We start from the raw sequence: 12259 nt of genomic DNA, 5'->3' as shown, positions 1-12259 counted from the left end.
AGCCAGCAATCGCGGACTGGCTACGGAAGTGGACTGGCGTTCGTCCTAGAATCGGGTACTGCAGCGTGAACGTCGTCGCTCACGCATGCCGCTATCGAAATCAATCCACGCCACACCTCAGGAGTTCGCTGTGAGCACCCCCGACACCACCCCCACCACCGGTACGGCGCGCGTCAAGCGTGGCATGGCCGAGATGTTGAAGGGCGGGGTCATCATGGACGTCGTCACCCCCGACCAGGCGAAGATCGCCGAGGACGCCGGTGCCGTCGCGGTGATGGCACTCGAGCGGGTGCCCGCCGACATCCGCGCGCAGGGCGGCGTGTCCCGGATGAGCGACCCGGACATGATCGACGGCATCATCTCCGCCGTCTCGATCCCGGTGATGGCCAAGGCCCGGATCGGGCACTTCGTCGAGGCGCAGATCCTGCAGTCGCTCGGTGTCGACTACATCGACGAGTCCGAGGTCCTGACGCCGGCCGACTACGCCAACCACATCGACAAGTGGAAGTTCACCATTCCGTTCGTCTGTGGTGCCACCAATCTCGGTGAGGCGCTGCGCCGGATCACCGAGGGTGCGGCGATGATCCGCTCGAAGGGTGAGGCCGGCACCGGCGACGTGTCCAACGCGACCACCCACATGCGCACCATCGGTGGGGAAATCCGCCGGCTGACGTCGCTGAGCGAGGACGAGCTGTACGTGGCGGCCAAGGAGCTGCAGGCGCCGTACGACCTGGTCGTCGAGGTCGCCAAGGCCGGTAAGTTGCCGGTCACCATGTTCACCGCCGGCGGCATCGCCACCCCGGCGGACGCGGCGATGATGATGCAACTCGGTGCCGAGGGTGTGTTCGTCGGCTCCGGCATCTTCAAGTCGGGCAACCCGGCCGAGCGGGCCGCGGCGATCGTGAAGGCGACCACGTTCTTCGACGACCCGGACGTCCTCGCGAAGGTCTCCCGCGGGCTGGGCGAGGCGATGGTCGGCATCAACGTCGACGACATCCCCGTCCCGCACCGGCTCGCCGAACGCGGCTGGTGATCCCCACGCTCGATCACTGATCGAGCGTCCCGGCACTGCCCTTCCGTACGCACCGCACGAAGCCCCACCCCGGGCCCGTGCGGTGCGGTCCGGTGCGCGGGTCCGTGGGAGAGTGTCAGCGGACGAGCATCGGAAGGGGCCGTGGATGGCGACGATCGAAGAGATCCTGGAAGTGGAACGCCTCGAGGAGAACATCTTCCGGGGCATAGCGACCGAGACCATGCTTCCCCGCACCTTCGGCGGTCAGGTGGCCGGTCAGGCACTCGTGGCGGCGGTCCGCACGGTCGAACCCCGGTTCGCGGTGCATTCGCTGCACGGCTACTTCCTCCGTCCCGGCAATCCCGCGATGCCGATCGTGTACCTCGTGGACCGGGTCCGGGACGGCCGCTCGTTCGTCACCCGGCGGGTCAGCGCCGTGCAGGACGGCCAGGCCATCTTCACGATGTCGGCGTCTTTCCAGGTGGCGGACGTGGGCATCGAGCACCAGGACGAGATGCCGGTGGTCCCGCCGCCGGATTCGCTGCCGTTCGCCAGTGAGTCCGAAGACCCGGAGATCGCCTGGCTCGCCCGGGAGTGGTCCGACTGGGACATCCGGATCGTCGGACACGGCGAGGTCGACCGCATCCGCGGTGCGGCCGCGCAGCAGCAGGCGTGGTTCCGGTCCCGCAGGACGCTGCCCGACGACCCCGTATTCCATGTCTGCGCGCTGGCGTACATGAGTGACATGACGCTCATCGGTTCCGCGATGACACCGCATCCCGGTGTCGAGATCGACAGTGCCTCACTCGATCACGCCCTGTGGTTCCTGCGTCCGTTCCGGGCCGACGAATGGCTGCTGTACGACCAGACGTCACCGTCTGCCGGCTTCGGCCGGGGTCTCGCGCAGGGACGGATCTTCGACCGGAAGGGGAACCTGGTCGCCGCCGTGGTGCAGGAAGGGCTGACCCGGTTCCTGCGCACGACGTGAGCGGGTTCAGCGACCCGATCGGACCGCGGGTTTCGGCGGATGGTCGTACCGCACCAGCAGGTCGGGTTCGTCGGTGACGTCTGCGGCGCGGCGCAGCAGTGCGGGCACGGTCCAACGTTGATCGGCCGGGGTACGGCGCAGCAGGGCCCCTTTACCCAGGTGGAGTTGCACGGTGACGTCGAAGTCGAGGTCCCGGCCGAGCAGCATGGGGCCGGTCACGAGCAGCACCTGCCCGGCGGCCGCGGGCACCCGGGCACAGCGGGCGGAGCGATCCTCGTCCTCGTCCCACAACCGCGGCAACCACCGGCGGTCGGTGCGGACCGAGCGCACCACTTCCCGGTTCAGGGCGTCGTAGTCGAACCAGAGGGTGCGGTAGCTGAGTTCGTCGTCGCGGCCGTGCTCGAACCGCAGGGAGGCGGGCCGGACGTAGTCGTGGAGGGACACGACGTCACAGGGCCTGCCCTGCTCCCGCAGCGACGCGCACACCGCGCCGGCGAGGGGCAGCGGCTGGGCGCCGTCGGGGGCGTCGATCGCGACGACGGCGATGCCGTCCACGGCGAGGCAGCGTTCGGTGACGAGGGCGACGAGGCCGTCCGGGCTCGTCGGTGTGAACATCGTCATGGCACCCATGGTGCCTCGAGCCCGAACCGTGCGGATAACCTTGACCAGGCACAGAAGGAGGGCTGATGGCGAGCATCGAGGACATTCTCGAACTCGAAGCGCTGGAGAAGGACATCTTCCGCGGCTCGGTTCATCCGTCCGTGCTGAAGAGGACGTTCGGCGGGCAGGTCGCCGGTCAGTCGCTGGTGTCCGCCGTCCGCACCGTCGACGAGAGATTCGAGGTGCACTCCCTGCACGGGTACTTCCTGCGCCCCGGAAATCCGGCGGAACCCACCGTGTACCTGGTCGACCGGATCCGGGACGGCCGGTCGTTCTGCACCCGGCGGGTCACCGGCATCCAGGACGGCAAGGCGATCTTCACCATGTCGGCGTCGTTCCACTCGGGGGACGAGGGCATCGAGCACCAGGACACGATGCCGTCGGTGCCCGAGCCCGAGAACCTCGTCGACGCGCAGACCGTCGAGGAGATGGCCGCCACCGATCTCTACCGGGAGTGGAAGGAATGGGACGTCCGTATCGTTCCGGCCGACTGCACCAGGAAAACTCCCGGAATCGCCGCGCAGCAACGCGTGTGGATGCGCTACCGCGACAAGCTGCCCGACGATCAGGTCTTCCACATCTGCACCCTCGCCTACCTCAGTGACATGACGCTCCTCGGCGCGTCGAAGGTCCCGCACCCGGGAGTGGTCACCCAGACCGCGTCGCTCGACCACGCCATGTGGTTCCTGCGCCCGTTCCGCGCCGACGAGTGGCTGCTCTACGACCAGACCTCACCCTCCGCCGGCTTCGGCCGCGCCCTCACCCAGGGCCGCATGTTCGACCGGAACGGCACCATGGTCGCCGCCGTGGTGCAGGAGGGGTTGACCCGCATCCAGCGCGATCAGGACCAGCGCGACATCGAGACAGGAAACATGGCATGACCCGTCCCCTCGTCGGAGTTCTCGCCCTGCAGGGCGATGTCCGTGAACACCTTGCTGCACTGAATGATTCGGGCGCCGATGCCGTGGGCATCCGCCGCCCGGAGGAGCTCGAGAAGATCGACGGCCTGGTGATCCCGGGCGGTGAGTCGACGACGATGAGCAAGCTGCTGCAGATCTTCGAACTGCTCGAGCCGCTGAAGGCCCGCCTGCGCGACGGGTTGCCCGCCTACGGGTCCTGCGCCGGGATGATCCTCCTCGCGAGCGAGATTCTCGACACGAGACCCGACGCGCAGCACCTCGGCGCCATCGACATGACCGTGCGCCGCAACGCCTTCGGCCGTCAGGTCGATTCCTTCGAGTCCGACCTCGAATTCGAGGGCATCGTCGGCGACCCGATGCGGGCGGTGTTCATCCGGGCCCCGTGGGTGGAGCGCGTCGGCGACGACGTCCAGGTCCTCGCCCGGGTGCCCGAGTCGGGTGGCGCGGCCGCCGGACGCATCGTGGCCGTGCGGCAGGGTTCCGTGGTGGCGACGTCGTTCCACCCGGAGGTCACGGGGGACCGGCGGGTGCACGAGTTGTTCGTCGACATCGTCCGCGGGGTCTAACCCGCCGGGCGCGGTGCGGCGAGCGAGTTGAGGAGCGCCGCACCCTGAGCGGCGCCGTCGACGGTGACCGCGAACGGGCGGCCGCCGGTGCGGGTCACCACGATGCCCTCACCGCCGCGGATCACCACCGCCGTTCCGCGCGGTGAGAAGCGGTATCCCCAGCCACCCCATTCGCCGGGGCGGATCTCGGTCACCTGCGCCTCGTCGACCGCGTCGAGTGGGATGTGCCGCCAGCGGACGTTCCACGACGACAGGCTCAGCCCGGTGCGGTCGACCTGCACGGTCACCGACGCGAAGGCGCCGCCGGCGACCACAAGGACGAGGAACAGCACCGCGAGCCAGAGTGCGCCGACCAGCGCGGACACGACCGCGGCGACGGCCATGGCGAGAGCGAGCACGCCCGCCCAGCGCCCGCGCACATATCCGGTCCAGGACGCGCGCTCGCCGGGCGCCAGGGGGACGGGCAGCGTCGGTGCCGGGCCGTTCTCCGTGGGGTCCGACGGCCGGGGGAGCAGGACGAACGTGGCGACCGCCCACAGGATTCCCAGCAGGGGAATCAGAATCCACCAGCCCAGCGTCGCCGCCTCGGGCGAGCCCGCACGGACGGTGGCGGCGACGCTGACGATCCAGGTCGTGGCCACCGTCCACCCGGCGCACGCGGTGGCGGGCAGCCAGAGCGCGGCGTCGGTGCGGATCCGGGCTGCGACGACGCCGGCGATGCCCGCGGCGATCGCGCAGACCGCGACGGCGACCCAGAAGTAGGTGGTCGTGTCGCTGAAACCGTCGGGTTCGGTGCCGGACCAATGACTGGCCACCACCGGCGGCAGGTCGCCGCCCCACGCGAGTCTCGTGATCGCGAGGGCGAGGAGGGGTACGGCCGAGGTCGCGGCGAGGAGGCGCGTGCGGGAGGTCGTCATTGTTTCGTGGTCTCCTTGATCACGTCGAGCATCTGTTCGGTGTCGAGTCCGAGGCGCCGGGCCTCGGCGACGAAAGTGCGTGCGGCTTCGGTCAATCCGGTGCGAATCGGGTCGGTGTCGGCGCGCACGACCGCGCCTCGGCCCCGGCGGAGGTCGATCAGGCCCTCGTCGCGGAGGGCGGCATACGCGCGCAGCACCGTGTGGAGGTTGACGTCGACGGACTCGGCCAGTGCCCGGGCGGAGGGGAGCCGGTCGCCCGCACCGATCTCGCCGCGCAGGAACGCACCGCGCACATTGGCGGCGATCTGTTCGCCCAGTGGGGTGGTGGAACCGTGGTCGACTCGCATCAACATGTTTGCATTCTATGCAAACAATGGCGACTTATGCGAGTTGTTACCCCGGGATCGCGCAGGGGCGGCCGGGCTGCGGGTAACATCGTCAAAGCTGAAACCGCGCATTCGGCGTGCCAACAGCAGCAGGAAAGGGGCTTGAATCGCATGAGCGGCCACTCCAAATGGGCCACCACCAAGCACAAGAAGGCTGTGATCGACGCCAAGCGTGGCAAAGCCTTCGCGAAGCTGATCAAGAACATCGAGGTGGCGGCCCGTACCGGCGGTGGCGACCCTGCGGGAAACCCCACCCTGTACGACGCCATCCAGAAGGCCAAGAAGACGTCGGTCCCCAACGACAACATCGAGCGTGCCCGCAAGCGCGGCGCCGGTGAAGAAGCGGGCGGCGCCGACTGGCAGACCATCATGTACGAGGGCTACGGACCCAACGGCGTCGCCGTCCTCATCGAGTGCCTGACCGACAACCGCAACCGCGCGGCCGGTGAGGTGCGGACCGCGATGACCCGCAACGGCGGGAACATGGCCGACCCGGGTTCGGTGTCCTACCTGTTCACCCGCAAGGGTGTCGTGACCCTGGAAAAGGGCGATCAGACCGAGGACGACGTGCTGATGGCGGTCCTCGACGCGGGCGCCGAAGAGGTCACCGACCTGGGCGAGACGTTCGAGATCGTGAGCGAGCCCACCGACCTCGTGGCCGTCCGCAGCGCCCTGCAGGAGGCGGGCATCGACTACGACTCCGCCGAGGCCGACTTCCGCGCATCCGTCGAGGTCCCGGTCGACGCCGACGGGGCCCGCAAGGTGTTCAAGCTCGTCGACGCGCTCGAGGAGTCCGACGACGTGCAGAACGTCTACACCAACGTCGACCTGTCCGACGAGGTGCTCGCCGAACTCGACGACTGATCGCACGGACGCACGGCGCGGGGCGGGGGAGCGGTGCTCGCCCGCCCCGCCGTCCTGCGTGTTGGTGCGCCGACACGTCCGATCCCACGGCTAAGCTATCGAACAGCTGTTCGGCGTGGGAGAGGTGGCTTTGCGTGCGTGTGCTGGGTGTGGATCCCGGTCTGACCCGGTGCGGATTCGGAGTGGTGGACGGCGGCAACGGTCGCACCGTCACCCCGGTGGCCGTCGACGTGGTCCGGACCCCGGCAGACCTCGAATTGTCGTCCCGGCTGCTGCGGATCTCCGAGGCCGCCGAATCGTGGATCGATCTGCACCGGCCGGAGGTCGTGGCGATCGAGAGGGTGTTCTCCCAGCACAACGTGCGCACCGCGATGGGCACCGCGCAGGCGGGCGGCGTCGTCGCGCTCGCCGCCGCACGCCGCGGCATCCCCGTGTGTTTCCATACCCCCAGTGAGGTCAAGGCGGCCGTCACCGGAAGCGGATCGGCCGACAAAGCTCAGGTGACGGCGATGGTGACACGCATCCTCAAGCTGGCGGCCGCCCCCAAACCGGCCGACGCCGCGGACGCGCTGGCCCTGGCGATCTGCCATTGCTGGCGGGCGCCGATGATCGAACGCATGGCCCGCGCCGAGGCCGCGGCCGCCGAACAGAAACGTCGCTACCAGGCCCGGCTGGCCGAAGTGAAGAAGGCAGGTACACGATGATCGCGTCCGTCCGCGGCGAGGTGCTCGAGATCGCCCTCGACCATGCGGTGATCGAATCCGCGGGAGTGGGATACCGCGTGAACGCGACCCCGGCCACTCTCGGCGGGCTGCAGCGGGGAACCGAGGCCCGGCTGGTCACGGCGATGATCGTCCGCGAGGACTCGATGACGCTGTACGGGTTCCCCGACTCGGAGTCCAAGGAGTTGTTCGGGCTGCTCCAGACGGTGTCGGGTGTCGGTCCGCGCCTGGCGATGGCGACACTCGCCGTCCTCGAACCCGACGCGTTGCGTGCCGCGCTCGCCGAGGGCAACGTCACCGCACTGACCCGGGTGCCGGGCATCGGCAAGCGCGGAGCCGAGCGGATGGTCGTCGAACTGCGCGACAAGGTCGACTTGGTCGCGTCCACGTCCGGGGCGGTGCCGCTCGGTGCGGGCGGCGGCGGATCGGTCCGCGACCAGATCGTCGAAGCGCTCGTCGGGCTCGGATTCCCGGCCAAGCAGGCCGAACAGGCCACCGATTCCGTCCTCGCCGAGGCACCCGAGTCGACCACCTCGTCCGCGCTGCGCTCCGCCCTCTCCCTGCTCGGGAAGACCAGATGAATCCCGAACCCGGCGGCGACGACGAGTCCCCGGTCTCGGCCGACCTCGTTGCCGGCGACGGCGACATCGAGGCCAGCCTGCGGCCGAAGAACCTGCACGATTTCATCGGGCAACCGCGGGTCCGGGAGCAGTTGCAACTCGTCCTGACCGGCGCCAAGATGCGCGGCGGCACCCCCGACCACATCCTCCTGTCCGGCCCGCCCGGGCTGGGAAAGACCAGCATGGCGATGATCATCGCCGCCGAACTGGGTTCCTCACTGAGGCTGACGTCGGGTCCGGCGCTCGAGCGCGCCGGCGACCTGGCCGCCATGTTGAGCAACCTCGTCGAGGGCGACGTGCTGTTCATCGACGAGATCCACCGCATCGCCCGCCCGGCGGAGGAGATGCTCTACCTCGCGATGGAGGACTTCCGGGTCGACGTCGTGGTCGGCAAGGGCCCCGGAGCCACGTCCATTCCCCTGGAGGTTGCGCCGTTCACCCTGGTCGGGGCCACCACCCGTTCGGGGGCGCTCACCGGGCCGCTGCGCGACCGGTTCGGGTTCACCGCCCACATGGACTTCTACGAACCGGCGGAGCTGCAGCAGATCCTCATGCGGTCGGCGGGCATCCTCGGGGTGCAACTCGGCGAGGAGGCCGGCGCCGAGATCGCGAGCCGGTCCCGGGGCACGCCCCGCATCGCGAACCGCCTGCTCCGCCGCGTCCGCGACTACGCCGAGGTCCGCGCGGACGGCGTCGTCACCCGCGAGATCGCGCACGCCGCCCTCGCCGTGTACGACGTCGACCAGCTGGGACTCGACCGTCTCGACCGCTCCGTCCTCAGCGCCCTGGTGCGCAGCTTCGGCGGCGGACCGGTCGGCGTGTCCACCCTGGCCGTCGCGGTGGGTGAGGAGCCTGCCACCGTCGAAGAGGTGTGTGAGCCGTTCCTCGTCCGCGCCGGAATGATCGCCCGCACACCCCGCGGCCGGGTCGCCACCGCGGCCGCGTGGATGCAACTGGGCCTGACCCCGCCGCCGGACGCCGTGACCGGCGGAATCGAGGTCCGCGTCAACGAACCGCAGGCCTCCCTGTTCGATCCCGAAGACCCCTGATCGGCGCCGGGAGAAACGCCCGCCCCGTGCCGACCGAACCGGTGTCCGGGCCGGTGATGGCACACTGGTGTATTGCATCGGTCCAACCGGGACCAGTGCTTCGGACCGTGCGACATACCTCGAGGTTGACTTACAGATGGATTTTCTCTTCCCGCTCCTGATTCTGGCGCTGCTCGTCCCGATGTTCCTGGGGATCCGCCGGCAGAAGAAGGAGGCGGCCAAGGTGACTGTTCTGCAGGACTCGCTCTCGGTGGGCGACCGCATCCTCACGACTGCCGGTCTGCACGGCACCGTCGTCGCACTCGGCGACGACACGATCGACCTCGAGATCGCTCCCGGCGTGGTCACCACGTGGTCGCGTCTCGTGGTCCGCGAGCAGATCGTCGACGCCCCGCTGCAGGGTGGCGGTGCCATCGACCACGAGTCGATCGACACCGAATCGATCAGCACCGAGGCCCCCGCCACCGACATCGTGCGCGAGGATCGTGAGAACGGCGGCGACACCACGCCGCGGCTGAACAAGGATTGACCGGCGCTTCCGCGGCGCAGCCGTCGCAGGCGCCCCGGGGGCGGCGACCGGGGCACAGCCCTGCGTCGGCCGGTCCGGTGTGCTGTGAGCGTTCCCACCCGAACTGCACGTACTGAGGAGACATAGAGATCGTGGCACCTTCCACAGGATCGGTGCATCCCGTCCGCTACCTCACCGTTTTCGCGGTGCTCGTGGCGGTTCTGTATGCCCTGGTGTTCTTCACCGGCGACAAGTCCGCGACACCCAAGCTGGGCATCGACCTGCAAGGTGGGACCCGAGTCACCCTCACCGCACGCACCCCGGACGGCAGCAAGCCGACGCCGGACAGCCTGCGGCAGGCGCAGGAGATCATCGAGACCCGTGTGAACGGCCTCGGCGTGTCCGGCTCCGAGGTCGTCATCGACGGCGACAACCTGGTCATCACCGTTCCCGGCGACGACAGCGCCCAGGCGCGGTCGCTCGGCCAGACGGCGCGGTTGTACGTCCGCCCCGTCCAGACGTCGCAGGCCGCGGCCGCTCCAGGCACGCAGGCACCCGCCGCCGGTGAGACGCCGGCCCAGGCGCCCGCCGGAACCGAGACCCCCGCGCCGCAGAACCGGCCGTTCCCGGCGCAGGATCCGTCCACGTCACCCGCGCCCGCCCCCACGGCGGAACCGGCGCCCACCGACGAGTCCGGGACCGAGACCGCCCAGGCCGCCGACGAGATCGCGGCCGCCCGGGCCACGCGCCAGAGCACCGACCCAGCCGTGCAGCAGCAGGCCATGGCGACGCTCGACTGCAGCGTGCCCGACCCGTTGCGCGGCAACGACGACCCGGCCCTGCCGCTGGTCGCGTGCTCCACCGACGGTCAGGCCGTGTACCTGCTCGAACCGGCGATCATCGACGGTCAGGAGATCGCCGACGCGACGTCCGGGTACAACTCCCAGCAGTCGCGGCACGAGGTGAGCCTGACGTTCAAGACCGAGGGCAGCAACACCTGGGCCACGTTCACGTCGCAGAACATCGGCAAGCAGGCCGCGTTCACGCTCGACTCCAAGGTGGTGAGCGCGCCGGTCGTGCAGGGCGCGACACCCGCAGGCAGTTCGACGTCGATCACCGGTTCGTTCACCGCGGACAGTGCGAAGGAACTCGCGAACACCCTGAAATACGGCTCGCTGCCGCTGTCGTTCGCGGCGTCGGAGGCCGAGACGGTGTCCGCGACCCTGGGGCTCGCCTCGCTGCAGGCCGGTCTCATCGCCGGTCTGGTGGGTCTGGTCCTGGTTCTGATCTACTGCCTGATCTACTACCGCATGCTCGGAGTGCTCACGGCGCTGTCCCTGGTCCTGTCCGGTGTGATGGTGTACGCGATCATGGTGCTGCTCGGCCGGTACATCAACTTCACCCTCGACCTCGCCGGCATCGCCGGTCTGATCATCGGTATCGGCATGACGGCCGACTCGTTCGTCGTGTTCTTCGAGAGAATCAAGGACGAGATGAGAGAGGGCCGCAGCTTCCGGTCCGCCGTTCCACGCGGCTGGGCCCGTGCACGCCGCACCATCCTGTCCGGTAACGCGGTCAGCTTCATCGCCGCCGCGGTGCTGTACATCCTCGCGATCGGCCAGGTGCGCGGCTTCGCGTTCACCCTCGGCCTGACCACCATTCTCGACGTCGTCGTCGTGTTCCTGGTGACGTGGCCGCTGGTCCACCTCGCCTCGAAGTCGCCGTTCTGGTCCAAGCCGGGCGTCAATGGACTGGGTGCCGTGCAGCAGATCGCCAAGGAACGCAAGGCTGCCGCAGCGTCGGCGAAGGAGTCACGAGTATGAGCGAATCGACCACGTCGCACAAGTCTGCGTCGCAGACGGACCCCGAGTCTTCGCTGTCGGATTCGGGCGTCAACCAGACGTCGATGCCCCACCACAGCTGGCTGTCCCGGCTGTACACCGGAACCGGCGCCTTCGAGGTGGTCGGCCGCCGCCGCTTCTACTTCATCCTGACCGGCACGATCGTGCTGATCTCGCTGCTGAGTATCCTCGTGCGCGGATTCACCCTCGGTATCGACTTCGAGGGTGGGTCGCGGATCCAGTTCCCCGCGGGCAACGGCGTGGACACCACGCAGGTGGAGAACGTCTACTCCGAGGCGCTGGGAATGGACCCCGTCTCGGTGCAGACGGTGGGCTCGGGTTCGAGTGCGACCGTGCAGATCCGCTCGGAGGCGCTCGACGCGGCCCAGGTGGTGAAGCTGCAGGACGCGTTGTACGACGAGTTCCAGCCGAAGGACAGTGACGGCACCGTCAACGAGAACGTGATCAGCGTCGCCGACGTCAGCGAGACGTGGGGCGGGCAGATCACCCAGAAGGCGCTGATCGCGCTGCTTGTGTTCCTCGTGATCGTCAGCATCTACATCGCTGTCCGGTTCGAGCGCGACATGGCGATCGCCGCGATCGTCGCACTCTTCTTCGACATCGCCGTCACCGCCGGTGTGTATTCGCTCGTCGGCTTCGAGGTCACCCCCGCGACCGTCATCGGTCTGCTGACGATTCTCGGTTTCTCGCTCTACGACTCGGTGGTGGTGTTCGACAAGGTCGAGGAGAACACCCGGGGGATTCTGCACCTGACCCGTCGCACGTACGCCGAGCAGGCGAACCTGGCGGTCAACCAGACGTTGATGCGTTCCATCAACACCACCCTGATCAGCGTGCTGCCGGTGCTCGCGCTGATGGTGGTCGCGGTGTGGATGCTCGGTGTCGGAACGCTGAAGGACCTGGCGCTGGTGCAGCTCGTCGGCATCATCGTCGGTGCGTACTCGTCGATCTTCTTCGCGACACCGTTGCTGGTCACCCTGAAGGAGCGGTGGGGTCCGGTGGCCGCGCACACGCGGAAGGTCCTCGCCCGACGGGCGACCCTGGCCGAAGGCGGAGCGCAGAAGGCCGGCGCCCCGGCGACCGCATCCACGACGGAAGCGGCCGTGCCGCGTTCCCGAACCGCGTCGACCGCACCTGCTCCGGGCTCACGTCCCACCGGAAAGCGCAACAAGAAGAGGCACTGAC

At 68.9% G+C, this 12259-nt stretch carries 14 protein-coding genes; 11 read left to right on the top strand and 3 right to left on the bottom strand.

Annotated elements, in window-relative coordinates:
• Positions 1-130: 130 nt before the first annotated feature.
• Both pdxS and MLGJGCBP_RS26340 read left to right on the top strand, forming a co-directional pair.
• Positions 131-1033 (top strand): pyridoxal 5'-phosphate synthase lyase subunit PdxS, encoded by a 903-nt coding sequence (pdxS, locus tag MLGJGCBP_RS26345; RefSeq protein WP_073360607.1) that lies wholly within the window; start codon positions 131-133, stop codon positions 1031-1033.
• Between the two features lie 145 nt (positions 1034-1178).
• The gene (locus tag MLGJGCBP_RS26340) at positions 1179-2000 is read left to right on the top strand and encodes an acyl-CoA thioesterase (RefSeq protein ID WP_087555883.1); all 822 of its coding nucleotides are present in this window, start codon (positions 1179-1181) and stop codon (positions 1998-2000) included.
• A gap of 6 nt (positions 2001-2006) precedes the next feature.
• On the opposite strand, the gene MLGJGCBP_RS26335 is transcribed toward MLGJGCBP_RS26340, so the two are convergent.
• Positions 2007-2630, bottom strand: coding sequence for a hypothetical protein (locus tag MLGJGCBP_RS26335; RefSeq protein WP_160099106.1), 624 nt, complete (start codon positions 2628-2630; stop codon positions 2007-2009).
• A 56-nt stretch (positions 2631-2686) separates the two neighbouring features.
• Here MLGJGCBP_RS26335 and MLGJGCBP_RS26330 point away from each other — a divergent pair, with 56 nt between their 5' ends.
• Together MLGJGCBP_RS26330 and pdxT are read left to right on the top strand one after the other, a co-directional pair.
• Complete coding sequence (locus MLGJGCBP_RS26330; protein ID WP_087555885.1) at positions 2687-3541, top strand: acyl-CoA thioesterase; 855 nt, start codon at positions 2687-2689, stop codon at positions 3539-3541.
• Positions 3538-4146, top strand: coding sequence for a pyridoxal 5'-phosphate synthase glutaminase subunit PdxT (gene pdxT, locus MLGJGCBP_RS26325; RefSeq protein ID WP_087555886.1), 609 nt, complete (start codon positions 3538-3540; stop codon positions 4144-4146). The genes MLGJGCBP_RS26330 and pdxT overlap by 4 nt, the downstream gene beginning before the upstream one ends.
• On the opposite strand, the gene MLGJGCBP_RS26320 is transcribed toward pdxT, so the two are convergent.
• Both MLGJGCBP_RS26320 and MLGJGCBP_RS26315 read right to left on the bottom strand, forming a co-directional pair.
• Positions 4143-5063, bottom strand: coding sequence for a hypothetical protein (locus MLGJGCBP_RS26320; protein ID WP_160099104.1), 921 nt, complete (start codon positions 5061-5063; stop codon positions 4143-4145). The two genes, pdxT and MLGJGCBP_RS26320, sit on opposite strands and share 4 nt — an antisense overlap.
• Positions 5060-5416 (bottom strand): GntR family transcriptional regulator, encoded by a 357-nt coding sequence (locus tag MLGJGCBP_RS26315; RefSeq protein WP_160099102.1) that lies wholly within the window; start codon positions 5414-5416, stop codon positions 5060-5062. Before MLGJGCBP_RS26315 ends, MLGJGCBP_RS26320 begins: the two co-directional genes overlap by 4 nt.
• 144 nt (positions 5417-5560) lie before the next feature.
• On the opposite strand from MLGJGCBP_RS26315, the gene MLGJGCBP_RS26310 reads away from it, so the two are divergent.
• The 7 genes from MLGJGCBP_RS26310 (at position 5561) to secF (ending at position 12258) form a co-directional block, all read left to right on the top strand.
• Entirely contained in the window at positions 5561-6313 is a 753-nt protein-coding gene (locus MLGJGCBP_RS26310) for a YebC/PmpR family DNA-binding transcriptional regulator (protein ID WP_015890547.1), read from the top strand.
• 134 nt (positions 6314-6447) lie between these two features.
• Complete coding sequence (ruvC, locus tag MLGJGCBP_RS26305) at positions 6448-7017, top strand: crossover junction endodeoxyribonuclease RuvC (protein WP_087555889.1); 570 nt, start codon at positions 6448-6450, stop codon at positions 7015-7017.
• Positions 7014-7616: a Holliday junction branch migration protein RuvA gene (gene ruvA / locus MLGJGCBP_RS26300; RefSeq protein WP_160099100.1), complete on the top strand. Its 603-nt coding sequence runs from the start codon at positions 7014-7016 to the stop codon at positions 7614-7616. Before ruvC ends, ruvA begins: the two co-directional genes overlap by 4 nt.
• Positions 7613-8704, top strand: coding sequence for a Holliday junction branch migration DNA helicase RuvB (ruvB, locus tag MLGJGCBP_RS26295; RefSeq protein WP_160099098.1), 1092 nt, complete (start codon positions 7613-7615; stop codon positions 8702-8704). Before ruvA ends, ruvB begins: the two co-directional genes overlap by 4 nt.
• A gap of 136 nt (positions 8705-8840) precedes the next feature.
• Complete coding sequence (yajC, locus tag MLGJGCBP_RS26290; RefSeq protein WP_160099096.1) at positions 8841-9233, top strand: preprotein translocase subunit YajC; 393 nt, start codon at positions 8841-8843, stop codon at positions 9231-9233.
• A gap of 131 nt (positions 9234-9364) precedes the next feature.
• Positions 9365-11035, top strand: a complete 1671-nt coding sequence (gene secD, locus MLGJGCBP_RS26285; RefSeq protein ID WP_087555893.1) for a protein translocase subunit SecD — start codon at positions 9365-9367, stop codon at positions 11033-11035.
• The gene (secF, locus tag MLGJGCBP_RS26280) at positions 11032-12258 is read left to right on the top strand and encodes a protein translocase subunit SecF (RefSeq protein ID WP_160099094.1); all 1227 of its coding nucleotides are present in this window, start codon (positions 11032-11034) and stop codon (positions 12256-12258) included. Before secD ends, secF begins: the two co-directional genes overlap by 4 nt.
• The last annotated feature ends 1 nt before the right edge of the window (position 12259 follow it).

The sequence above is a fragment of the Rhodococcus sp. T7 genome, assembly GCF_009872365.1.
GTDB lineage: Bacteria > Actinomycetota > Actinomycetes > Mycobacteriales > Mycobacteriaceae > Rhodococcus_F.
This window is presented reverse-complemented; position numbering and strand designations above follow the sequence as displayed.